This window comes from Bacillus sp. AK25 (assembly GCF_048270685.1).
Lineage (GTDB): Bacteria > Bacillota > Bacilli > Bacillales > Bacillaceae > Bacillus > Bacillus altitudinis.
On the sequence record NZ_JBLUWC010000001.1, the window covers coordinates 3,174,088 to 3,199,243 of the forward strand.

The following is a 25,156-nucleotide window of genomic DNA, read 5'->3' on the forward strand; positions in this document are numbered from 1 at the left end:
TTAAAGAAAATCGACAAATTTATCCCTAAATTTCAAATGTAGCAATGAACCAACTATTAAAAGAAGAAGTGTAATCAGCCAAAAATAAAGCGTATATTTGACATCTTGAAAAAACCAATCTCCTTTAATAAAACTTTTCCTAAATCCATCAATAATATAATATAAGGGATTTAATTTTAGGGTAGTCGCAATCCATTCATACTTACCCGTGAATTTATCTCCAATATCCCATAAGATAGGCAGCAAAAACATGAGTAATCTTGTCAAGGATTGCAATAGTTGTTGATAATCTCGAACAAGAACACTAATCGTTGAATTAAACAGACTGAAAGCGAACATAAACACAATCATACAGATAAAATAATAAATATATTGAATCCAGTGGATATCAGGATAGATGCCATTTGCTATGAGCATAATCACATAAATAACCATCATTAAAAAGTAGCTGAATAAATTTGAAGTGATGACTACTGAAGGCAAAGCACTAATAGGGAAATTCATCTTAGATACTAAGTTTATACGTTTAAAAACACTATTCGCACCCTCTGTAATCGTCGAACTAATAAAAAACCATGGAATTAAACCTGCTAACATCCAAATAAGAAAGGGTATACTTACATGAGAACCGTCTGCCATTTCTGCGGTTCTTCCGGCCCCTCTAAGACCTAAACCGAACACAAACCAATAAGCCATAATTTGAATTAGTGGGTTCAATAATTGCCACAGAACGCCCAAATAGTTCAATTGATATTTTGATTTGGTTTCATATACAGCTAACCTTAAAATTAATGGCATTGAACCAAACTGCTCTTTTAGAATTTTATACAATGCATTCACTCTAATCTTCCTTAATTTTAATTGAATAGAATAGACTTTAAATTGATAAAAGCACCGCTCATAATTGTAACAGAAAAATTCCTTCTTTTCACCTTTCGCCTTATACAAAGTCTTCACATTTAAATGACGAATATGTCAAAATGCTTTTTTCATTAAAGCAAATATTGACTTAAGCGACGTAATTCCCAGACCGTTTTTGGTGTTTTGCAAAGAACGAAACGCCTTATGTTATCCATAAGGCGTTAGAATTAATCTTTTTCTTTTAGAAACTCTATTATGTTATCATTTTTCCATTTCATACCTTCGTATAAATTCAAAATGCCTTTTAATATATCTCTTGCTTCACTTTTGTCATACTGATGAATAAGGCTGAACTTTTTCAAATACCAATTCTCTACGTATTTCTCTAACTTTTTCTTCTTATAAGCTGCTAAAAGGTTTTCTTCCTTTAACCATTCAATTCTTTCTTTTTCTAATATAAAGTACTTTTCAAAAAAGCTCTTATCGATTCGATTGATTGAAGAGTTCTCAACCATAGCATAATAAATATGGATAGGTGTGTTTAACACCTTGAAAGACTTCGCTTTTAACAACATTTTTTGGAAAAATAGTGTATCTTGGCCAAGTGCTCCTTCTACCATTCTCAGTTCATTTTTTATCAACAAGTCTCTCTTTACAATTAAAGCTTGTATACTCATTGCTTTAAATGCAACATTTATTAAAAAGTCCGAATGCGGTCCTTGCCTGTGATCTACTCCCTCATTAAGGGACATCATATTAGGGTAGTAAGTGAATACTTCCTTTTTATCAGAAAGCCTTATCATATTACCAATAAACAGATCATGTTCTTCAGATAAAGTAGCATCTAAGAGTTCTTTATATCCATCTGTAATTGCTTCGTTATCTGGATCTAGATATGTTACCCAATCCGCTGTCACAAGTTCCAGCCCTTTATTTCTAGGTCGAGAGGCGCTACCACTTCCACCCTTTGGATACAAATACGATTTGACATTCTCGAAATCTTTATCAAGGGACTGTACAATATGATCTGTTATATTATCAGTCGACCCATCATCCACTAAAATAATCTCCATTTTTTCAAATATAGAGCTTCTTTGAAGACTTTGGAAACATTTATATAATAGATGTCTGCCATTATTATAAACAGGGATAATAACAGATAATAAATATTCTTGAGTTGGTTCATTATCCATGATTTCACGTACATTCACTGATAATTCCAAAGGATCAACACTATATCCATTGGAAATAGAGGTATTTGAACTCTTTTCAATATCTCCCCAGGTGAATGACTTTCTCCAATAAACAGTCCTAAACCGGTCTTCTATTCTTTCAACATAATTATGCTCTACACCAGTCGTAAACTCACCATTATACTCATAAGCATCTTTTGTAATATAGTCACAACGTGTATATTTGAATGCATTTATCATATCTTCTAAATAAAATTGTCCATACTCATATTTATTGCTAAAACACGCAATGACGTCATAGTTATTATACATCTCTTCCGACATTTCATCTTGAGATATAAGTGTCTTATCAGGATAGGACTGTTTATTAAACATTTCAATCACATGTTCATTTAGGTTCTCTGCTACAACAAGGACTTTTCGATTTAGATGTCCTATATGATCATTATTAACTATTTGTATCAATTCGTTTACCCTATGGAAAGCCGTTTCGGATTTTAAAACGGTTCGAACACCTTCCATTTGAATTTGATACTTTTCTTTTTTAGTCAATTTAAGCAAATATTGTTTCAACTCTTCACTAGTATTCACTAAAAACACATTAGGAAATTTGCTGTTAATTCCCACACTATAGTTTGAAATGACAATAGTTCCTGTGGCTTGTAACTCATATACGCGATTTGCAAACATCGTCTTGCTATATTTTACTGAATTCAAGTTTAAAGTGAAATCATATAACTTGTGTATTTTTTGAAGCGTTTCATGGTCTGTTGATTCAACAATAAAAGGTACATATTTTTTTGGATAAAAATGGCGCTCCAATTTCAAGAAGAAGTTCCGATCAATAATAGTCAAATCTTTCTCGGCATTAAGCACACCTTCAAATAACTCTTGAGTATCCTCTTGTCGATATGGATACTTTTGATACCAAGACCCAGCGAATAGAATATCATCCCTTCTATTCATTCTGGTTCCTATAGGATTATGATACAACGGGTTTACAGCGAACTCTAGTACATCGTATGACCTGGCATTCGGACAATCTTTTCTGTAATCTTCTAGAACTTCACTACATGTTGTAAAGATATGATCTGCTTGTTGAGCTAAGTCAATATACTGCTCGTAGTTAACTGGATCTTCTTTAGAGTAGAATATTACAGGAATACTTTTACTCTTATAAAGCTCGATAATCGCATTTATTTCGTCTCGTACCTTTTTAATTTTAGGATTGCCGAGCCCTTTCCACTTACCATCTAATCCTTTCCAAGCAGTTGATACTAGGAATAGATCAATTCTTCCTGCCTCTTCTTCAAAATTATCTTGATTGATATAAATAAAATTGGCTGCATCTTTTAGGCTTTTGTACAAAAATTCATCTGCGATAATTCCAATTGTGACATGACTCTTCTGAAAAAATCTCGTTCCATTGCTAGAAGGCAAAACATTTATTTGAGATTTTATGGATTCATAATACCCTTTTTTGTGATTCTTTTTTAAATATTGAAGGTACTCTTTTTTCCTTTGGTTTTCAACTGTCTGAGTCTTTTCAGTTTGTATATCTACCAAGGTCTCCGGCACATGGAAATTAGGTATATTTTCCAGGCTTTTTTCAAGCTCGTTAAAATCTTGATTCTCTTCGAAGGCTTTTAACATTTGCTTAAAATAAGAAAGTTCCTGATTAGCAGTCGTTCTTTTCTTTTGGTTTACTAATAACTGTTTTTGAAATTTCCCCATCAAATTCACCTATTCTTTCTTTTTCGAGATTTATATCTCCAGTAAGCTAGTGTCAACCTACCTAATTTTGATGAGGATAGAGCTGCATAACGTCTTTTTATTAGGTCCAGTTCTTTTTCAGTCTTCTTAGCTTGTTCTAGTACTTTTTTCTCATTTGTAATCAGATTTAATTTTTCTTGTTTTGCTTCTACTAATTTTTTTAGCAGGCTAGCAGTTACATCCCTACTTTGATTTTGTTCAGTGTCATCAGATTTCTTCAGCCGATCCAAAACCTTCAACAGACTTTCAGCAAAATCAATCTCATTAGAGTTTGTAGTAGGAATTGCTATAAAGCCTGTCCATAAAGGTCTGATGACTTGTTCAATTCGAAAATTCTTTTTATGCATATAAAGCATCAATGATACTATTGACTTTACTTGCACAGAATTTTGATCATGGTTAATCCAAAACAACATAACACCATCATTATTTAGAAATGGTAACACATCATCGACTAACCGATTTACATCAGACATAAATTCAGTCGCATTACCTAACACAATTGTGTCTATTTTGTCTGGCTGATTGGACAAAGTACTGAATTCAATGATTTCTTTACCGATAAAGGATAAATATTTTTCACCCTCTTCTTGTAAACCAAATTGAAAAAAGACTCTTTTTCCCCTAGTGTTTGTTAATAACCATTTATCTGGTTGTTCCGTACTTTCTTTAAATACATTGAAAATTTCTGTTGAAGGTATATCCATTACTGCTCCTTTCTAAGAAAATCTAAGCTTTACATTCACCAAGGAAAAGCAGATTTAAACCAAGGCTTCTTCTTTTTTTATTTCAGAAGAGAGATTTCCGAAATTAATATAAGTGAACTGTTCGTGTCGATTTTGCAGAACATTTTTTGTGTCAAAAATCATTTTATTTTTCATGCCATCAAGTCTTTCAAAATCAAATTCTTTAAACTCTTGATGATCGGTTAGAATCAAAATTAAATCAGATTGTTGAACAGCTTCTTCTAAGTTTTTAATGACAAACTCCTCATCCACATGTGGATCATATGCATCGATTTCATATTTATTCTGATTTTTTAATAAATGATAGATTTCCATTGCTGGGCTTTCTCGAATATCATCGACATTACCTTTGTACGTAAGTCCAAAAATAGTCACCTTATTTCCTTCTACTTTTTCCATGAGCTTCTCAACATTTTCAACAACATAGTATGGCATAGATGTATTAATTGAACGTGATAAGTTAATCATTTTCGCTGTTTCAGGGGCCTTCGCTACAATAAAATACGGGTCTACTGCTAAACAATGTCCGCCGACACCAGGTCCAGGTGTATGCAGGTTAACACGTGGATGCTTATTGGCCATTTCAATGACATCTAGCGCATTAATGTCTAGATCATTACATACTTTTGTAAGTTCATTTGCCAGTGCTATGTTAACATCTCTAAATGTATTTTCCATTAGTTTAGACATTTCAGCGGTTTTGGCATTTGTTCTAATAATTTCACCTTGAACAAACGTTTCGTATACTTTTGCTCCCGCCTCTGTACAAGCTTCTGTAATCCCGCCAACGATCCGGTTATTAAAGATTAGTTCATGAAGAATCTGACCCGGCAGAACTCTTTCCGGACAATGTACTAGATATAGATCTTCACCAATAACGTAACCCTTTTCTTCGAATAATGGTTTAATCACGTCATCCATGCTTCTTGGACCAATAGTAGATTCGATAATTACAACATTCCCTTTTTTCAGGAATGGAATTACTTTCTCAACAGCGCTCTCTACGTACGTTAAATCACATGATTTATACATGTCATCACGGTTAGGTGTAGGAACAGCGATGATAAAGACATCTGCTTCCTCTGGTGTTAAAGAAGCTTTAAATTTTTCAAGTTTAATAACTTCAGTCAAAGCGTCTTGGAGACCTGGCTCCTCTATATGAATCGTTCCACTATTTAAAGAGTCTATCACACTCGGTTTCACATCTACTCCTACGACCTTAACACCATGTTTCGCAAACATAATTGAAGTTGGAAGACCAATATACCCCAAACCTACTGTACAAAGTTTCATTATTTTTACTCTCCTTATGATTGAATTTGTCCATAAACTTTTAGAAGTGATTTTTTTTCTTGTTCCCAATTGTATTTAAGCCTTGCCTGATGACAATTCTCACTGTACTGATGACGCAATTCAGGATTTAAAACTAACTTGTTTACACCCGCTGCGATTGAAATCGGATCGTGAGAGTCAACGACTACTCCAATATTTTCACCTGAAACAACTTTCTTAATTTCTGGAAAGTCACATGCTATGACAGGCACACCCGCCATAATATATTCAAATAGTTTATTTGAAGAGGCTGAATAATGGTTGAAGCACACATTATTCAATACCTGAAAACCTAAATAAGCATTTTTTGTATACCTAGGGAGATCTTCCAAAGGCACCTTTGGTAAAAATTTCACTCGATCAGTGAGCTTCATGTCTTCCGTTAATTGCATAAGGCTTTCTTTAATTCGGCCATCTCCAATAAAGACGAGGATGCCTTCTTCGAAATTAGGTGCTGCCTTAACTAAATTTTCTAAACCTCTACCAGTTTGAATTCCACCTTGATACAACAGGATTTTTTCATCCTTGGAAATGTTTAAAATCTCATGCAAATCTATTTTCTCTATCTCTTTTTTTTGATCGAACGGATAATTATGAACGACTTTTGGGTAAAAACCATATAGGTCTTCGTTGTACTTGGCTCTCGTGTGATTTTCGACTATCATTTGATCAACAAACTTTAAAAGGAAAGATTCCATCTTCCCATATAGTTTGCTATCATACCCAGTCCTACTTGTTTGAACTTCATGTGAATCATAGATGAGTCTTTTTCTGTTAAAAAGTTTAAACTTTGCACAAATAACACCCTGTGGTAAAGTATTTAAATCATTAGAATGATAGATATCATAATTTTTATTCCATCCTTTTACAATCATTCTTAAAAAGATACTTGATCTAATGATTAATGTTCTCACCTTTTTAAGAAGTAAGGATGAAAATAGGATTGTGAAGGCGATCGTTATAATAGGTAAATAAAAAACACCCGCAGCCCACACTAGTAATAGAAGAAGTAGAAGATACTTTTTCTTCTTTAGCAAAGTCAGCATAGACTGAAATAAAACTAACCATCGAGGGTACCTTTTAACTCGGTGGACACGAAATCTTTCATTGATTTCCTCATATGTCTTTAATCCAGGCATTGATGGATCGTGTATACAAATTAGATCGACATCAGATCCGTCTTCTGACAATGCTGTACATTCTCTCAAAACTCTGGCATCGTTGGTAAAGTGGTTCCATACAAACATACATACATTTTTTTTCATGCTTCATTAACCTTTTTTATAGTATTTTTTATTACATTATCTAAAATCATAATATTATTATCCCATAAAAAATTCTTTTCAATAAAGTTCTCGCAATTTGTTTTCATTTCTTGAACCAACTCCGGATGATGATACAAGTGTAAAATAAGAGAAACCATTTCGTCACTCGTTTTTGTTTTAGCTACTAAACCTACATTTTCTTGCTCAATTAATTTTTTTGAATATCCAGAAAGTGAAGCCACTACAGGTAACTGGCAGCTCAAGTAATCTATAATACGTCCTGGCAAAACCGTTTCAAAGATGACTGAACGATTAAGCGTTGCTATACCAATATCACAATTTGCCATCATTTTGAGACACTCTTTTCTTGATAATGGATCAATAAATTCAACGTGTTTCAATTCTTTTTCAATGATATATCTCTCTAATTCTTTCTTATTGACTCCATAACCTAGAATCATAAATCTGATATGATAATCCTTTAAACTCGTAACAATATCACGAAAGACATGCACATCTTGAGCAAGACCTAAATTGCCTGCGAACACTACTTTAAACTCTTTCCTCGTGTTTTTTACTGAAATTTCTGGCAGTTCTTCACGCCTTGCAGAGTTTGGTATGAACGTTAATTTAGCTTCTTGCTCCTGTAAATGCTTTTGAAAACCTTGGCTGTTAATGATAATATGATCTGATTTTGAATAGACAAATTTTTCTGCAAGTTTAAAAAAACCGATGATCATGGGATTTTTGAATATCCCCACTCCTTTTAAAGAGTCTGGCCACAAGTCTCTTATGTCTAAAATCATTTTTGTCTTATATCTAAATTTAGCAATAATTCCAGCAAAGGCAACAAAAATCGGGGGGGTTGTAACATAAATTAGATCATATTTATTTTTATCCTTAAAAATAAATATGATCATCCTAAGCATTATTTCTAGATAATAGAAAAGTCTATTCAAAAAGTTAAAAGCATATTTTTTGTTTTTTACTTTCACTCTTATAAATCTTTCATTCTGACTATTTAATTCTTCTTCGTCCCAAAGGTCATGAGAATCATAGAAATTTTTTTCTGGATAAGTTGGATCCGTTGTTAAAACTTTCACATCGTATCCTTTTCTGTGCAGCATCAAAAATATATTCTTGAGTCTATTACCAGCGCTACCTATTTCAGGGTAGAAATTTTGAGAAATTAATAAAATCCTTTTTGACAATCAAATCCCCTGCACTTTCAATTGACAATCGATATTGGTAAACACAACATATTTAAACAATTTTTTAACTATAACAACAATTATAGGTTTATGCTGCCTTAAAAACAACATCTTTTTGATTCTAAAGACTTTAAATCTTTTAATTTTCAACAAATTTCGCTAAAAAAGTTTTGTTTTTTTAGAGAGATTTTGTCATTTACAGGCTTAAAGATCTAAAACTAAAGTTACAAAAAGGGCATAAATCCGGTAAACATACAATGAAAGTATGTTACCTGATTTATGCCCTTCATCTTTTTTCCTTATTCAGAATGGTCTCTACGACTCGCTTAGATGATTCTCCGTTCTCCAAGTAGCAGAATTTCTCATAAAATGATGTGAATGAAGCTGGTAATGTAAAGGTCGATTTCTCTGTCTCTTTGATCCAGTCAATCACACTTGCTGTTTCTTTCACAAGCGGACCCGGTGCTTCTTGCTCAAAGTCAAAATAGAACCCTCTTAGTTTGTCGCGATACGTTTCGATGTCTGGAACATAGAACAGCATTGGACGCCTAAGGTTTGCATAATCAAAGAACACGGAAGAGTAATCTGTCATGAGTAGGTCAGAAATCATATAAAGGTCTCGAATGTCTTCGTAATGAGAGAAGTCATAGGCAAAGCCTTCATATGGTCCGAGATCAAAGTTTTCCGCTACTAAATAGTGCATACGAAGGATGATGATATATTCTTCTCCGATAGATGACCTCAACTCATGCAGATCAAGGTCCAATTCAAATTTATACTTTCCAATTGTATAATATTGATCGTCTCTCCAAGTCGGTGCATAGAGGATGATTTTTTTATCAAGAGGCAGGTTCATCTTTTGCTTCAGCGCTCTTATCGTTCCTTCATTATTCTGATTGTACAGAAAATCATTTCTTGGATACCCTGATTCAATCATGGTCTGTTGAAATTGGAACGCACGTGTAAAGATCTCAGTCGAGTATGCATTAGGAGATATAAGACAATCCCATTTCGATGCTTCTTTCGTGAAATTCTTTTTATATTTCTTCGTGTTTGCTCCAGGAATATGAACTTCGTCCATATCCACAGCCAGTCGTTTTAAAGGCGTCCCGTGCCATGTTTGCAAGTAAGTTGTGTGGCCTGGTTTTGGAATCCATAGCGGCAAACGGCTGTTTACAACCCAATACTCGGCTCTTGCCATTGCAAGAATCCATTTAAACGACAGACGATGAATATAATAGATGCCCTTTTCTTGAAACGGTGCTTCATACCCTTTTTTAACGCTCCAAATCAACGTATAGTCAGGGTGATTTTCTTTCATATACTCAAAAATAGCACGCGGGTTGCAGCTGAATTGTTTTCCATTAAAGCTTTCAAAAATAACCGTTTTCTTTTTTGGCTGCAGTTTACTGACACCCAAAAACAAGAGTTTAAAAACGATGATATATAAAATTGTAACGATTTTTTTCATTTTCATTCACATGCTTTCACAAAGAATACAGTCCGTTCTTTAATTGATCTTCCAAGAGTAGTAACCATTTTTCGTTTGGTAAGACCACCCATCTATTGACGAAGGTTTGTTGGTGAGCAGTTCTTCTTCCACTTCTAAACGCTGTAGTACTTCTTGATGATGTGTTTTTGACTTGCTTCGGATGTAAAAATCGACATGTTTCGTTTGATTTAGTTCGATCTGTTTCTTTGTTTGAAAATGACCAATCGGGAAAATCACTTGTTGATTTTCGTTGATGGTTTGAGAAATAATTTCAGCACCATTGACTCGATCAAATCCTGCAAAATCTATTTCTACCTGATCCGCAATGTTCATTTCGCCTTCCATCTCAAGCTGCAGATGAAGGACATGATGCTCAGAGCTTACATCACGCAACATCCATCTTACATGTTCCACAACACTTCTTAGTTCTTCTTTAAGTACTCGATTATCAAGCATATTCTGAAGAGCTGCTCCCCAAGAAGAACCATCATCCTGTGGCAATAGATAAAAGGAAGATTGTTCCCCTAAAACTTTTTCGACATCTTCCTTATGTTTCGGATGACAAAAGAAAATAGCATCTACCTGCTGCTTCCTGATTTGTTTAAATAGTTCTTCATAATGAGTGTGCAATTGACGGGGATTTTCCTCGTAGTGTGCGTCATGCACAAAAGCAGCATAAAATACTGAATCAGATTTTTCCATTTTAAACAGATCGTGATCTATCTCTCGATCTTCTGCAATCATCAATTTCATGCGTTCATTTTTTGTTTGAATATCAGATAGCCATTGCTGTACGATATCGGATTTTTTCACAAATGTGGTGATGCCTGTCTTCTTGTACCAATTAATATGCCTTACTGTATTCTTCTTGGCACTCCCAGAATATATGGTTTCCATGTAGATACTTCTATCATCTCTAATGAATTCTTCCAGAAAAGGGACACCCTTATGCGGAACATAGTGAAGTACTCTTCGTAAAGCGCCATGTATATCGTATTCTTCCCGTTTCATCAATTGCTGTTCTTCATTAAATTGATCTATATACAGAATGGGGGAAGAAGGTAGTTCGTATCTTGTCACTTGAACGGTTGAGTTGTCCTCAGATATAACGACTTCATTAATCGATTCCAATACGGTACCTGTAATAAACTCCGAATAAACCCTTTTACTCCCGCTCTCCGGTAAAATATAGTGTTCAAATACATTCAAGATGGAAATTTGAGGGTGGAAATTCTCCTCCAGGCTTCGAATATGCCCCTTTACATTTACATCAAAATTCAAAGTTAAGATGGTAGCTCGTTTATTCTTCTCAGCCAATGATTTTAATCTTAAGTTTAATGAATCCGTTAAGGTGTTGTCCTGTTTTGGCACATCCCCCATCATAAAGTAGTAGTCCATGTCAGGAATTTCAACCGATTTCATTGTTTCATTTAGTTCAGGTTGATCCAATGTGTGTTCACCTTTTTTCTTCATCCAATTTTGAAACACAGGAAGCTCTCCTTATAAAAATGATCACTTGCTATTGTATTTTACATGAAAAAGCACTTCTCACCAAAAGATAAGAAGTACTTTTTTCAATCTATTATAGTCCAGCAATTTCTTCCTTAATTTGTGTTGTCGAAATACCTTCTGTTCTCTTCAAGTAAACGACTTCGCAATGCTCTTTCAAGAAATCGAATTTACCTTCCCAGTCATCTCCCATAACAAACACATCAATGTCATGTTCTTGTACGTCTCGGACTTTTTGATCCCAGCTGTTCTCTGGAATGACTTCATCTACATAACGAATGGTTTCTAAAATCAGCTTGCGATGCTCGTAGCTATGATAAGCCTTTTTTGATTTTTGTAAATTAAACTCATCTGTAGAGATGGCTACCACTAAGTAATCTCCAAGCTGTTTTGCACGCTCTAGCAGCTTGATATGCCCCCAGTGTAATAAATCAAATGTACCGTAAGTAATAACTTTCTTCATTGCAAACATAAACTCCTTTCTTCATCCTTATTCGACTGCTTCAAGCAGTAATGTTTATCCGTAATCCTATTCTCATCGGTCATGTTTTTTCGCTCTTCGGAACTTCATTATATCATAATGCCTAAAAAACGTTAAGAAAATGTAAAGACAAACTATTTCCAATTTAATGGATGGAATAGTGAAACTGCGTCAATACAGTATTTCAACGTTTTTAGAGACTAGTTGTTTATTAAAATGTCATGAAATTAAAAGGATTGTAAAGTTATTGTTAATATTTCATGGAGCAACTGTGATAAAATGATCTGTAGGTTAAGAATGAATTTACAATGATCGTACAATAGATAACAAAAAGAAAAAGGGGGTTTATACAGTGGAAACAGAAGTGGTCTCTAACCTTTCTTATGTAAATGGCGACTTAGACGAATTTATTAGTTATATGAACCAACACCACCTTTCACAGCGAAGAGGCGCAATGATTGCAACGGTGAATCCAGAAATAGGCTATGCAACTATGAAGGATCATGCATATCATAAAGTCATCTCTTCTGCAGACTATGTCTTACCTGATGGTGTAGGTGTTGTCTTGATGTCACGTCTTATAAACCATCCGTTGAAATCAAGAATTGCAGGCTTTGAGGTTTTCATGTCTATGCTTGATCTCGCAAACAAGCAATCTAAAAGTATCTTTTTATATGGGGCGAAAAAAGAAGTGCTCGAGGCTGTCAAACAGCGAATTGATACGGAATATCCGAATGTGGTGATTGCAGGCAGCTGTGATGGTTATCAAGCGGATAAACGATTTGTGGCAAAACAAATTGCTCGTTCAAAAGCAGATATGGTGTTTGTTGCTTTAGGTTATCCAAACCAAGAGAACTTTATTTATGAATACCGTCATTTGTTCCCGCAAGCTGTTTGCATCGGTTTAGGTGGAAGCTTTGATGTATTTAGCGGAACGGTGAAGCGTGCACCACGCTGGATGATTAAAACAAATACGGAATGGCTGTACAGACTCATTGTCAATCCGTGGAGATGGAAACGAATGCTGAATATCCCAAAGTACGCTTTTGCCGTATTAAAAGAAAACAAAGGGAAAAAGCGCTACTATCCTGAGCAAGTAAAAGATCAGACGAAGCAGCTGTGAGAGACTGATACATGATGAATATACGCTCAATGATCATCTCATGCTATGCAGCTTTTGTTTCTTTTGCTGGATGGCTCATGAGCGGCGTGAAACCTCGTGACAATCAGGTGACGCTGCTTGTTTCATTCCAAGAGAATGCAGCTGCTCTTATCGATACTTATCAACAACAGGCGAATATGACAATGAAGCTCACTGTCCTCTATACGAAGCATGCTTCCGTGATAGAAAAGGACGTGCCTCATGTGTCATTTCGCTATTTTCATGAAAAAAATCCCTTTCATCTCATTCAATGTATCTATACGATGCTAAAAAGCAAAGTTGTCGTCACAGATAATTATTTTCTGATGACAAGTGTGCTAAGAAATAGACCTTCTACCACTTGTATTCAAGTGTGGCACGCCAATGGTGCTTTGAAAAAGTTCGGTCTTGAAGACGCTTCAAATCATCACCGTAGTTCTCGTGATCTGCAGCGTTTCAAGCGGGTCTATGCGTCTTTCGATTATATCGTTACTGGCTCAGATCACATGCGCGAGATTTTCAAAACTTCATTTGGCGTCAACGACGATCGTTTTTTGCCAACAGGTGTCCCCTTCACAGATGCGTACTATGATGAGCGCCCTATTTCCTTTCAGACGGATATTTTTCCAAAAGGCAAAAAAGTGCTGCTGTATGCGCCGACCTACCGGGACTTTGCAATGGACGGTCTTGTCTTACCTTTTTCTAAAGAACAATTGCAGAGAGAGCTGAATGGTGACTATATCCTGCTCGTCAAACTTCATCCTGCGGTGAAACATTTAGCCAAAGCAGAAACAGATGGTGAGTGGATCTTTGATGCATCCGATCAGCCGCTCTTTCCATTGCTCTCTGTATGCGATGTCCTGATTACAGATTATTCGTCCATTGTGTTTGAATATGCGCTGCTCCGAAAGCCTGTTTTGTTCTTCACTTACGATCTAGAGACTTATCGCACAAAACGCGGCTTAGTCGAACGTTATGAAGACATCATTCCAGGAAAGGCTTGCGTCACTCATGATATGCTCTTAACGGAGCTTAAGCAGCTAAACGAATCAGCCAATCAAGACTTATTGAAAACCTTTGCTGAGGAATGGAATCAATATTCAAAAGGGAAATCAAGTCAGCAGCTTCTTTCCTTTATTGAACATCAGCTCTTACACAAAAAACGTCCGGCTTCTCATTAAGAAGCACGGACGTTTTTTTATTTGTTATACACGGGGATATCATAATACAGCGTATAGTTATCAAGTAAGTTATACAAACTATACATACGAGTGACCTGTTTAGAAGCCCAGCCAATATCTGTTGCATATTGGTGAGTGGCTGTCGCAGACCAGCGCATTTTGTAAATGGTATCTTGTTTGTATGTGGCATTATTGATGTAGCTGTTGCCAATGAATTTTGCCCCGCCAATAATGGCCGCCTCAGGCGTGAACCATTGCTGTTCATACGCATACTTTGCACCGAGGTAATTCGGGTTACTGTCATATGCACCAATGCCATACATGTTGTACACGATTTTATCATTAAACTTCGTACCGTTCGCTAAAATGGAACTGCCGTTTCCTGTTTCAAGCAATGCATGTGAAATGAGATAGATTTCGTTAATATGATACGTTTTCGCTGCTGTGATAAAGGCTTGTCCTTTTCCGGCAAGAATCCCTTTTCCTGCTAAAATCTTCGTATTCACTTCAGTCGGATTGAGATTTGCAGCTTCAGAGAGTTTGAGAAATTGAAAATAAGATTGAGTGCCCTCCGCGATATTCGCTGGGTCTACATATTTTAATACTTCTGCTGAACTCGCATTTCTCCAGCCGAGGCTGATCTTGATCCAGTTGCCTTCTTTTCCAAGCTGCTTCACTTTTGTCCCTTTGTTCAGCTGTGCGACGATGTTGCTAGCCGAACTTGAATCAGGTGTAGAACGGACATTTAGCCCGTCTGTATTCACTGTGGACGTCGCTGGGTCTACATATGTCGCATAGACATAGGCTGCACCATCTGTCTGCGGTGACACCTTCATTTGTTTGTTTACCATCTCATTGACTGTGAGGTTATAATTCGTCTGCATCACCATTGGACCGTTTTTGATTTTGGTCGCTGTGGCTGTCCAGCCGTATTGGCTTTTCACAAAAGCAATGGCCGCATTCGCATTTGGTAACCCTGTAAACTGCTGTGTGATGTTGATTTTATATGTCGGTTTTGTCGTTGTTGTATAAGCAGCTGGTTCATTTCGTTTTTTGAAGAATGTCATGCCTTGGTCTCTTAAGGCAGCAGTCGAAATAACCCCTGTTTTGATCTGATATTGACCATAATCAGTTGCTCCCGTTTTTTGAGCGGCTGCTTTCATTTTTTGTTTGGTTAAATAACTTAAGGCTTGATTCAGCTTTGTCTGATTCACAGTTGCCTCTGTCGTAATACGGTATTGCTTAACAGCTTCTGTTAATGTTTTTGTACTGCTGGCAACTCCATTTTTTTTCATGATCTCTTGCGCCTGCTTTACTTTGCTTTGATCATATACAGGAGCTGTCATTAGGCTGTATGCTTTACTGACGGCTTGTCCCTTGCCTGTTGTGATGCTGCTTGTCACCTTTTGTGCTTTTAAGTATGCAGCACCTTTATTTACTTTTGTCTGATCTGTTGCTTGATTCACAACAAGTCGATACGTGCTGTCAGATGCTTTGCCTGTTTTTTTCGTTGTGGCGGATACTTTTTTCTTTTGGAAAAATGCCGTTGCTTTTTTCGCTTGATCATCGCCCAAAAGATTCCCAGTCACTACTTGATATGGCTGTGTAGAGGAGATCTTTTTAGATGTATAGCGCCATTTCTTTTTCTTGAAAAAGGCAACTGTTTTTGCGTAAGTTGTGTCATTTAATTGATTGAGCTTTACGATATAATTTTTCGTTTTTCCTACTCGCTGCACAGTCCCTGACGCACCAGCTTGTTTTTTAATCTGAGCCGCCGCTGAGGCTGCTTCTTTATTGTCTTTGAAATAGCCTGATTCCATGCTATATACATTTTTAACAGCTCCAACCTTCTGAATCTTTCCGCTGATTTTCGCTTCTTTTTGCAGCTGGGTCAGAAGGGTTTGCGCTTTAGACTGATTCGTTTGTGCAGCAGAAGTGACGATGTAATACGGTTTGCCTGCTGCTACCGTTTGGAGTACTGCTTTTAAACCAGATTCCTTTTGAAAACCTTGCAGGATGGTATTCGCCTTACTCTGTCCAACAATATTACCTGAGATCAGCTGATACACGGTGCCAGCTTTGTTTTCGGTTTGATATGTACTCGTGACTCCGGCCTGTTTTTGTAGTTCGGTTTGAATATTTTTGACTTTCGTTTCAGAATCAATGGCTCCTGAAATGACCTGATAAGATGGTCTGCTTTGATTGATAACTTCATACGTGCTATTGAGTCCTGATGTTTTCGTCAGCTCGATTGTCAGTTTTTTCGCCTGACTTTCATCGTTGATTGGATCAGATACGATTTTCTGTAAAGGAAGGCGGGCACCTACTGGAGACACCGTACCGCTCATGCCTAACTCTTTTTTTAATGCAGCGGCACTTGCACTCGCTGCTGCTTGTGAGTCATATCCTGAGGCAGTTAGCTGATAGGTCGATGTATTTCCTGAGGTTTGATAAGTGGCTGTCCACTTCTTATCCTTTTTCAACGTGTCAACTGCTTTTTTCACTTCTGCTTCTGTTGTAAATACTTTTGAGGTGCTAATCGTATAAATGGATTGATCGACATAGGAGGCTGCTTGCACTTCTTTGCCTGTGTGTAATGTCATACCAAAGGCAGCTGCGAGTAACATAATCTTGATGGTTTTTTTCACGTTCCCTGTCCCTCTCTTAACTTTGCATAATAGTCTACTAATCTCTTTATCGACAAAAACAAGTCTCTTTCAAGTCCTTTATGCAATAGAAAAATAGAGGACTCTCGAAGTCCTCTTTACCTTTATATATGTGACACAATCAGTTCACAAGATCCTTCAATGGTGAAGTTCCCTGTTTCAGCCGGCAGGATAAAATGGGCTCCTTTTGGTAGCGGATATGTATGTCCATTATGCTCTAAGGACCCTTCCCCATTAATAACGCTGCACAGTAAAAACGGATAATCTTGCGATAGCTCTACTTTTTGATCAATTTCCCATTTATACACAGAGAAATATTCTGCTTCTACAAATGTTCTAATGGTCACCCCTGGACGAGTTTCTACTGATTCATCTGCATAACCGTCTACATGAGGAACCGTTGTGACATCAATGGCCTGCGTGAAGTGAAGTTCACGTTCAAGGCCATTTTGGTCTTTTCGTTCATAATCATACACCCGATAGGTCGTATCTGAACTTTGCTGCGTTTCGAGAACCAGTGTGCCTTCACATAGTGCATGAATGGTACCGCTTGGCACATAATAAAAATCGCCCGGCTTAATTTTCACTCGCCGCAAAAGGCCTTCCCAATCTCCGCTGTTCATCATGGTCACAAGCTCAGTTCTCGTCCGTGCATTATGACCGTAGATCATTTCTGCGCCTTCTTTGCAGTCAATGATATACCAGCACTCTGTTTTCCCAAGCTCACCATTTTCATGTCTTTCCGCATAATCATCATCTGGATGAACTTGAACGGATAAGTCTTGGTTTGCATCTAAAATTTTGGTTAAGAGCGGGAAGCGATCGCCTTCTATTCCACCAAACAATTCTCTGTGATTGTCCCATAGTTCGATCAGCGTTTTCCCTTTATATGGACCGTCTTGCACGACACTTGGTCCGTTTGGATGAGCAGAAATTGCCCAGCATTCTCCCGTTTGATCAGAAGGAATATCATAGCCAAATTGATCCCTTAAGGCTGTACCTCCCCATATTCTCTCCTTCAATTCAGGCAGTAAAAAAATTGGTGACTGCTTCATTCAGGATGACTCCTCCCTTTGCTACCCTTTGATAATCCTTGCCTAGCATGATGAAAACTAGCAAGTCTCAACTTTTATTATGACGCTATCTAAAGAGAAGTCAATCCTTTCAGTACACCAAATGAAAACGATAACAAGAAAATCAATTTACCCTTTGACAGAGCCTGCAAGAAGCCCTTTCACAAAGTATTTTCCAAGTAGAATATAGACCAAAAGTGTTGGCAGCGCAGCCAAGATGGCACCTGCCATTTGAACATTCCATTGCACAATTTGACTGCCTGATAAATTTTGCAGTGCAACCATGACCGGCTGATTCTCTGCTGTGGTCATAGTGACCGCAAATAGAAACTCATTCCACACATTTGTGAACTGCCAAATGGCAACCACGACAAACCCTGTGATGGAAAGCGGCAGAATCATATGTCTGAAGATCCCGATAAATCCGGCCCCATCCATCTTCGCTGATTCAATCATTTCATCAGGAATGCTTACATAAAAATTGCGGAACATGAGTGTTGTGATTGGCAGGCCATATACGACATGAACAAGCACAAGTCCCGGAATGGAGTTATACAAGCCGATTTCACGTAAAAATTGAATAAGTGGAATGAGGATACTTTGATATGGAATAAACATACCAAACAACATGAAGGTAAACACCACTTCTGATCCTTTAAAGCGCCATTTAGACAGCACATAGCCATTCATCGCACCTAATACAGCTGACAATAAGGTAGCAGGAATGACTAGATAAAGAGAATTCATTAAATTGGGTGATAACTTTTCAAAAGCGATTTTGTAGCTTGAGAAATCTAGTGTAGATGGAAGCGACCACATTCGCTCAAGGGTCACTTCACCTAATGGCTTTAAGCTTGTGACGAGCATGACATAAACAGGCATGAGAAAAAACAAACTGCACAGTATTAATAACGCATAAAGAACTGGACGGACAAACCCTCTTGCGGTCATGATGAAGCCCCCTTCCGGCTAGACAGGAGATACGGCACGATAAAGACCGCAACAGAAATCAGCATAACGATCGCAATGGCGGCACCACCTGCATAATGGTTTCCTCTAAAGGTCATTTCAAACATATAAACACCTGGCACATCGGTGACAAAGTTTGCACCTGGTCCTGTCATCGAGTAAATCAAATCGAAGATCTTTAAAGAAATATGTGCCATGATAATGACGACACTCGCTGTGATTGGTTTTAACAGCGGGAAAATGATTTTCCAGTAGATTTGCCACTCGGTTGCGCCATCCATTCTAGCAGCCTCTCTCACTTCCTCTGGAATGCCTCTAAGACCAGCCAAATACATCGCAAGTGAAAATCCTGTCATCTGCCACACAGCAGCGATGACAACTGCAATCATTGCTGCCGGTACACCAAACTCAATTTTTCCCCAGACAAATCCAGCTAAAATGTTCGTATCCGTGTACCACTTGGGCTGGATGCCGAGTGTTTTTAAAAACAGATTCACCCCAGTTGATGGATTTAGGATCCATTGCCACACAACACCTGTGACAACAAAGGAAAGGGCCATCGGAAAGAAAAAGAGATTCCGAAAAAGTGATTCCCCCTTGATCTTCTGGTCTAGTAAAATGGCCAGTACAAGCCCAGAAGCAATGACTGCTCCAATAAAGAATAATGTAAAAAAGACCGTGTTCCGAAGATCTGACTGAAAGCGAAAATCTTGAAACAGCATGACATAATTTTTCATACCTGCGAAAGAAAAATCAGGAACAAGCGAGGTCCAGTTCGATAATGAAACATATCCTGTCCAGCCAATAAATCCGTAAACAAAAATGAATAATAAAACAGCTGACGGTGCTAAAAATAGCAGGGCAAGCAGCTGGTCTCCATTCCATTTTTTCCGAACACGTTTCACTTTTGCTGCTGGTGTTTTTGTGATCGGCGATGTGTCCATGCGCATGAAGCTACACTCCTTTTTTAAAAAAGAGGCGGTGCCTAACGGCCGCCTCTTTCATCTTTATTTGATTGAATCTTTTAAAGAAGAAACGAACTGACTGCTGTCTTTTTGTGTCACGAAAATATTGACGGCTTGGTTCGCCTTCGTGACAAAACCTTCTTCAGCAGCTGAGCCATGCGCAAGAGACGGTGCCAGCTTTGACTCTTTAAACGCCTTCATTGCTGATTTTCCGTATTCATCATATTTTGATACGTCTGCATCCACACGTGCCGGTATGGACCCTTTCAGCGGATTAAACGCATCCTGTCCTTCCACAGATCCTAAGACAGATAAGAATTTTTTCACGTTTTCTGGCTGTTTGACACCTTTCGGCAGTCCGAATGTATCCGTGATAACCATAAAGCTACCCTCCGTACCAGGAGTTGCCACGTATCCAAAGTCTTTATTTACCTTCAAATCTAGATCATTTACAAAGTATCCTTTTGCCCAGTCGCCCATGACATTCATTGCAGCTTCCCCTTTTGCCACGAGCTGTGAGGCATCCTGCCAGTTACGCGAGCTATGATCGTCGTTGACGTATTCGAGCATACGTCCAAAGATGTCTGCTGCTTCCTTCACTTTTGCATCATCCATTTTTAAGTCGCCCGCCCAAAGTTTTTGATAGTCATCTGCACCTAGTACACCTAGAAGAACGCTCTCAAACAAATGAGTCGCTGCCCAAGGTTCTTTATCCCCAAGCGCAAGTGGTGTAATCCCTTTTTTCTTTAAGGCATCGGCTGTTTTGAAAAATTCATCAAACGTCGTTGGCGGCTCTAAGCCCTGATCTTCAAATACTTTTTTGTTATACCAAAGCACATTGCCTCTGTGAATATTCACTGGAACGGAATAGATTTTCCCGTCTTTGCTCACAAGGTCAATCAGTGATTCTGGAAATTTATCCTTCCAGCCTTCTTTTTCATATAGATCATCCAGCGCCTCCATTTTGCCTGCGGCTACCCAGCTCTCATTCAGCTCTGCTCCCCCGTGTACTTGGAAAGTAGCTGGCGGATCATCTCCTTGCATCCGGCTTGTTAGAACAGCCTTTGCATTCGTACCAGCGCCACCAGCGACAGCTGCATTTTCAATTGGAATGTCTTTATTTTTCTCTTCAAACAATTGAATGAGTGCCTTCAGCCCGTCTTCCTCACCTGCACCAGTCCACCAAGAGAAAATTTCTAGTTTCTCCGCTCCGCTCTCTTTTTTTGCATCTGAGTTCGTCGATGAACTGCAAGCAGAGACGACCAGCATACAGAGTGCCAATAAAGTAAAGCCTATTTTAAACTTCATCATGGATCCCCCATCCCTATTTTGTAAGCGTTATCAAAATAAGTATACTGGCAGATCCTTGCCTTTTTTCAGGCAAACTTCTTCACTTTTTTATGAAATTCTTCATTTTTTTACGACCTGTTTTCGATATTCCTTCGGCGAACAGCCAACCATTTTTTTAAACACACGACTGACGTAATTCGGATCAGTATATCCTGCTTGATAGGTGATTTCTTTTAAACTAAGCGAACTCTCTTTCAGTAGCTTCTTCATTTTATCCATCCTACAGGCCGTCACATATTCTTTAAACGTCAGACCTGTCTCATCCTTAAAGCGTTTGGTGAAATACGTCGGGCTTAAATCAACATAGGCGGCCGTTTGCTCCAGCGTAATATGTTCGCAAAAATGTGTTTGAATGTATCGTTTCGCCCGTTCTATATCATTCACCGTCTGGGTTCTTGCTTCATACAGATCAAATAAATGTTCACAGCATTGGCGGCATTCTGTTTCTGTGGTGATAGCTAGAATCGGCACATCTGCACGAAGTCGTGATTTGAGTAAAATGAGCAGCTCTTTCACATGAGAAATGGTTGCCCCTTCTAATTGGAAGGCATCATAGTAAGCAAGAGCATCATCTCTTCTCCCTTCTTCTAGTGCCAGCATCATGTCATCGGCAAGCTCAGGCAAGTTGATCAATACGTAAGGTTGTCTATCTGTATAGTAAAAGCCATAACGAACCGCACCGTCATCTTTTTTTCGCTGATAATAGGAAAGCTTCGCTTCTGCCGCACTTTTCTGAAGTTGAAGTGGATTTGAGACAGGATGACCCATGCCAACAATGACAGGGGAATGCCGTTCGATTGTCATAGCAGCGCGAATGGCTTGCAGTACATTCGCCTTTAGATGACCAGGTGATTGACAGCTGTAAATCAAGCATGTAAACAGCTCACCGCTCACTTTGATAGGCACTGCTTGAAAAAGAGCAGACTCCTGCAAATGATTCAGGAGTTGATCCCCGCCTGTCCGCTGAACAGCGATCACTAGACCTGCTTGAAAATCATGAAACAGCCGCTCAAACGCTGTGGAGGAATAAGATTGACCGTTCAACACATGAGCTTCCAGCCATTTTGACTGCTGATTGACTTTCTCCGCCTGCCGCAGGGAGACCTCCTGCTGAATTTCTGCCGCAACAGAACGAATCGCTGTAATGGTTTCGTCTTTATCAGCTGGTTTGATAAGGTATTGTTTGACCCCTTCCTGCATGGCTTGCTTGGCATAATCAAACGTATCGTAGGCTGTCAGCATAATAAATTTAGTATGAGGACGGCTTGCCTTGATCTGTTTGATCGCTGTGAGTCCATCCATGCCTGGCATCTGAATATCCATGAGCACAAGGTCAATTGGCTTAGACCGCGCCAATTCCACTGCCTTTTTTCCATTCGCTGCTTCCCCTGCAATATGACAGTCTGGCAGCCATTCGGTCATGAACTTACGCATCGCCATTCGTTCAATTTTTTCATCATCCACAATCAGCACGTTCAGCATGCTCGTTCCTCCTTGATTGGTATTGTCAATTGAATGGTGGTCCCTTCGTTTGGCTTTGAATCAATTTGAAGGGCATCCTGCACTCCGTAAAACAAACGCAACCTCGACATCACATTTCGAAGACCAATTCCTGTCGAGTGACCTTTACTACGTGTGTCTGAATGATCTTCTTCCTCTTGCGATAGCAATCTCTTTTTCTCTTGATCACTGATGCCAAGTCCATTATCCCGAATCCGAATCATGACAAAGCCATCATCTCGATCAATAGAGAGCTCTACAAGCCCCCCCTCCTCTTTTGGTTCTACCCCATGGATAAAGGCATTTTCGACAAGCGGCTGCAATGTAAGGCTCGGAATTTGAACAGATAGGCACGACTCATCTATGGTCGTTTTGCATGTAATACGATCGGAAAATCTTGTTTCTTGTATATGAAAATATTCTTTTACCACTTTCACTTCTTGTTCTAACGTAACAGATGCGCTGAGAGGAGATAGCGAATACCGCATCAGCGTAGAAACGGATTGTATCAATCTCGATGTCGCATCAGCTGATTCTAAGTACGCCATACGTGAAACGATGTTTAATGTATTAAATAAAAAATGTGGATTCATTTGATTTTGCAGTGTTTTCAGCTTCATGTCTTTAATTTTCTGATCTAAAGCGGCCTTTTGTTTCATCTCTTCAATCATGACCTTCATCTCTCGCCGCATTCGCTCAAAGGCATGATTTAACACAGAGATTTCGTCCTTTGATGACACATGCAAATTCGGACCATCAAAATTTCCTTCTGATACTTCTTTGGCACTTCGAGATAGATGAACGATCGGTCTTGAAATTCCGCCCGCAATGATATAGGCCATCCATAAAGCGATGCCTATCGATAATGTAAACAGACATAGAGTAAAAAGCGCATACGTTTGATGTCTTTTTTGAAGGGATTGGTAGAGTACTTGATACTCAGATAATTCATCATCCAAAAGGGTCATTGTCTGCTCTTGGATATAAGAGGACACGGTTCTTACTTCTTTCACACTTGCAGCATATTCTTTGATTTTCCCTTCTTTGACATGATTCATTGTCGCATCACTTTCGTTTATGAGCGTCCGCATCATATATTGATATTTTTCAATGGAGGGGATGGCGGCATGAAGCCCTGCATCTTTGAGTAATGTTTGGTCATATGATGTCATTTTCTGTTTTGATTCAGCATACCCCTTGGCAAACGCCTGATCCTTTTCGATGGCAAAGGCGTTGACCTTTTCATACATCGTTTTTGCCTCTGTCGAAATATCATTCAGCAGGAGAAAGGAACGAAAGCTCTTGCTATATTCTGATGTGATTTTTGAACTGCTCCAATACACAAAAAAAGCGGCCACATTGCCAAGGAGCACAAGAATTAAAAAAGCCAATAATAACTTACTTCGTATTTTTCTCATGGCTGAACCCCCTGTGGTCTTTCCGTTTGATGAAGGGGCAGGTCTCCTCGCCGAATCACACTCGTCCCTGTGTACTGCAGCGGTTCTTGTTTATCCCCTTGTTGCAAACGAACAAGAGATTCAACCGCTTGATAGCCCATTTCATATGGGTGCTGTACAACCACTGCATCAATTTTCCCATCATCCAGCGCTTGAATCGTATCAGGCAGAGTATCAAATGCGAGCACATAAACATCTTTAGACGAATGATATTGCTCTGTTGCTTGAATAATGCCGACACCGTCTAATGCACTTGTTCCATAAAATGCGGTGAGCTGCGTATGATCATTTAACAATTTATACGCAGCACCGGAAGCACCTGATTTCGTAATCGCAGACTCTTCTATTCCAGCAATATGAATGCGTTTTTCACCAGAAACGGCATCTCGAAACCCCTTCACGCGAAGCTTCTGGTGAATCGCATCAAGCCGTCCCGTCACAATGCCCACATACTGTTCGCCTTTTGTATCGGAGATGAGTGCCTGTCCGGCGATAAAGCCAGAATAATAGTTATCTGTTCCGACATACACTTGACGCTTGCTCCCCTCTGCATCGGTATCGACTGTGACGACATCTATACCTTTCTCTCTTGCTTTTTGAAAGAGCGGTTTATATTTCTTTGCATCAAGCCCTTGCGTCATAATGCCGTCCACATGACCAGCAATCGCCATATCAATGGTTTTCAGGTGATCATCCAAATCAGCCTGCTTTGGACCTAGGTATTCTAGATACACCCGATGAACTTCCGCCGCATCAGCAGCTCCCTTTTGCACCAATTGCCAATATTCATTATCAAGTTCCTCCGGTACAAGAACAAAGTGATATTGGTAAGTTGATACCGCCTCATCGGAAGCGCTTTCAATTTTAACTAAATCTTGACCTAATACAGATAAAAAAAGAACAGATACGACACAAAATGTGAGAAATGCGCCTATTCCGAACAACTTCGACCTTTTCATTCACATCCGCCTCCTTCCATTGTTGCCGCATA

At 38.5% G+C, this 25,156-nt stretch carries 18 protein-coding genes and 1 pseudogene; 2 read left to right on the forward strand and 17 right to left on the reverse strand.

Annotation, left to right across the window (positions count from 1 at the left end):
- The 9 genes and pseudogenes from ACNO7B_RS16490 to tagD all read right to left on the reverse strand — a co-directional run bounded on the left by ACNO7B_RS16490 (window position 1) and on the right by tagD (window position 11,845).
- On the reverse strand, window positions 1-840 hold the full coding sequence (locus ACNO7B_RS16490; protein WP_224564231.1) for an ABC transporter permease: 840 nt from the start codon (window positions 838-840) through the stop codon (window positions 1-3).
- A gap of 248 nt (window positions 841-1,088) precedes the next feature.
- Complete coding sequence (locus ACNO7B_RS16495) at window positions 1,089-3,788, reverse strand: glycosyltransferase (RefSeq protein ID WP_224564233.1); 2,700 nt, start codon at window positions 3,786-3,788, stop codon at window positions 1,089-1,091.
- 5 nt (window positions 3,789-3,793) lie between these two features.
- Window positions 3,794-4,534, reverse strand: a complete 741-nt coding sequence (locus tag ACNO7B_RS16500) for a hypothetical protein (RefSeq protein ID WP_041507855.1) — start codon at window positions 4,532-4,534, stop codon at window positions 3,794-3,796.
- A 54-nt stretch (window positions 4,535-4,588) separates the two neighbouring features.
- Window positions 4,589-5,866, reverse strand: a complete 1,278-nt coding sequence (locus tag ACNO7B_RS16505) for a nucleotide sugar dehydrogenase (protein WP_224564236.1) — start codon at window positions 5,864-5,866, stop codon at window positions 4,589-4,591.
- Window positions 5,867-5,880: 14 nt separating this feature from the next.
- Window positions 5,881-7,170: a glycosyltransferase gene (locus ACNO7B_RS16510; protein ID WP_224564248.1), complete on the reverse strand. Its 1,290-nt coding sequence runs from the start codon at window positions 7,168-7,170 to the stop codon at window positions 5,881-5,883.
- A complete protein-coding gene (locus tag ACNO7B_RS16515) occupies window positions 7,167-8,381 on the reverse strand; it encodes a glycosyltransferase family 4 protein (protein WP_224564250.1) in 1,215 nt (404 codons plus the stop codon). The genes ACNO7B_RS16510 and ACNO7B_RS16515 overlap by 4 nt, the downstream gene beginning before the upstream one ends.
- Window positions 8,382-8,667: 286 nt before the next feature.
- A pseudogene (locus ACNO7B_RS16520) lies at window positions 8,668-9,855 on the reverse strand (CDP-glycerol glycerophosphotransferase family protein); the annotation flags it as partial.
- Between the two features lie 36 nt (window positions 9,856-9,891).
- Window positions 9,892-11,361: an alpha-glucosyltransferase N-terminal domain-containing protein gene (locus ACNO7B_RS16525; RefSeq protein WP_081114197.1), complete on the reverse strand. Its 1,470-nt coding sequence runs from the start codon at window positions 11,359-11,361 to the stop codon at window positions 9,892-9,894.
- Between the two features lie 94 nt (window positions 11,362-11,455).
- On the reverse strand, window positions 11,456-11,845 hold the full coding sequence (gene tagD / locus ACNO7B_RS16530; protein WP_008343212.1) for a glycerol-3-phosphate cytidylyltransferase: 390 nt from the start codon (window positions 11,843-11,845) through the stop codon (window positions 11,456-11,458).
- A 370-nt stretch (window positions 11,846-12,215) separates the two neighbouring features.
- Here tagD and ACNO7B_RS16535 point away from each other — a divergent pair, with 370 nt between their 5' ends.
- Together ACNO7B_RS16535 and ACNO7B_RS16540 are read left to right on the forward strand one after the other, a co-directional pair.
- Window positions 12,216-12,986: a WecB/TagA/CpsF family glycosyltransferase gene (locus tag ACNO7B_RS16535; RefSeq protein ID WP_045033965.1), complete on the forward strand. Its 771-nt coding sequence runs from the start codon at window positions 12,216-12,218 to the stop codon at window positions 12,984-12,986.
- 11 nt (window positions 12,987-12,997) lie between these two features.
- Window positions 12,998-14,185, forward strand: a complete 1,188-nt coding sequence (locus tag ACNO7B_RS16540) for a CDP-glycerol glycerophosphotransferase family protein (RefSeq protein WP_082181666.1) — start codon at window positions 12,998-13,000, stop codon at window positions 14,183-14,185.
- Window positions 14,186-14,202: 17 nt separating this feature from the next.
- On the opposite strand, the gene ACNO7B_RS16545 is transcribed toward ACNO7B_RS16540, so the two are convergent.
- From ACNO7B_RS16545 to ACNO7B_RS16580, 8 genes are all read right to left on the reverse strand, one after another.
- Entirely contained in the window at window positions 14,203-16,833 is a 2,631-nt protein-coding gene (locus tag ACNO7B_RS16545; RefSeq protein WP_410684330.1) for a glucosaminidase domain-containing protein, read from the reverse strand.
- 122 nt (window positions 16,834-16,955) lie between these two features.
- Entirely contained in the window at window positions 16,956-17,906 is a 951-nt protein-coding gene (gene manA, locus ACNO7B_RS16550) for a mannose-6-phosphate isomerase, class I (protein WP_250026662.1), read from the reverse strand.
- A 147-nt stretch (window positions 17,907-18,053) separates the two neighbouring features.
- Window positions 18,054-18,875 carry a carbohydrate ABC transporter permease gene (locus ACNO7B_RS16555; RefSeq protein ID WP_008343219.1) on the reverse strand — a complete coding sequence of 274 codons (822 nt, stop codon included), beginning with the start codon at window positions 18,873-18,875 and terminating at the stop codon, window positions 18,054-18,056.
- Window positions 18,872-19,843, reverse strand: coding sequence for a carbohydrate ABC transporter permease (locus ACNO7B_RS16560; RefSeq protein ID WP_024719268.1), 972 nt, complete (start codon window positions 19,841-19,843; stop codon window positions 18,872-18,874). Before ACNO7B_RS16560 ends, ACNO7B_RS16555 begins: the two co-directional genes overlap by 4 nt.
- A 57-nt stretch (window positions 19,844-19,900) precedes the next feature.
- Entirely contained in the window at window positions 19,901-21,169 is a 1,269-nt protein-coding gene (locus tag ACNO7B_RS16565) for an ABC transporter substrate-binding protein (protein ID WP_410684328.1), read from the reverse strand.
- Window positions 21,170-21,268: 99 nt separating this feature from the next.
- A complete protein-coding gene (locus ACNO7B_RS16570) occupies window positions 21,269-22,690 on the reverse strand; it encodes a response regulator transcription factor (RefSeq protein ID WP_417901718.1) in 1,422 nt (473 codons plus the stop codon).
- Window positions 22,684-24,126, reverse strand: a complete 1,443-nt coding sequence (locus ACNO7B_RS16575) for a histidine kinase (protein ID WP_417901719.1) — start codon at window positions 24,124-24,126, stop codon at window positions 22,684-22,686. Before ACNO7B_RS16575 ends, ACNO7B_RS16570 begins: the two co-directional genes overlap by 7 nt.
- Window positions 24,123-25,124, reverse strand: a complete 1,002-nt coding sequence (locus ACNO7B_RS16580; RefSeq protein ID WP_268358005.1) for a sugar-binding protein — start codon at window positions 25,122-25,124, stop codon at window positions 24,123-24,125. Before ACNO7B_RS16580 ends, ACNO7B_RS16575 begins: the two co-directional genes overlap by 4 nt.
- Window positions 25,125-25,156 lie beyond the last annotated feature (32 nt).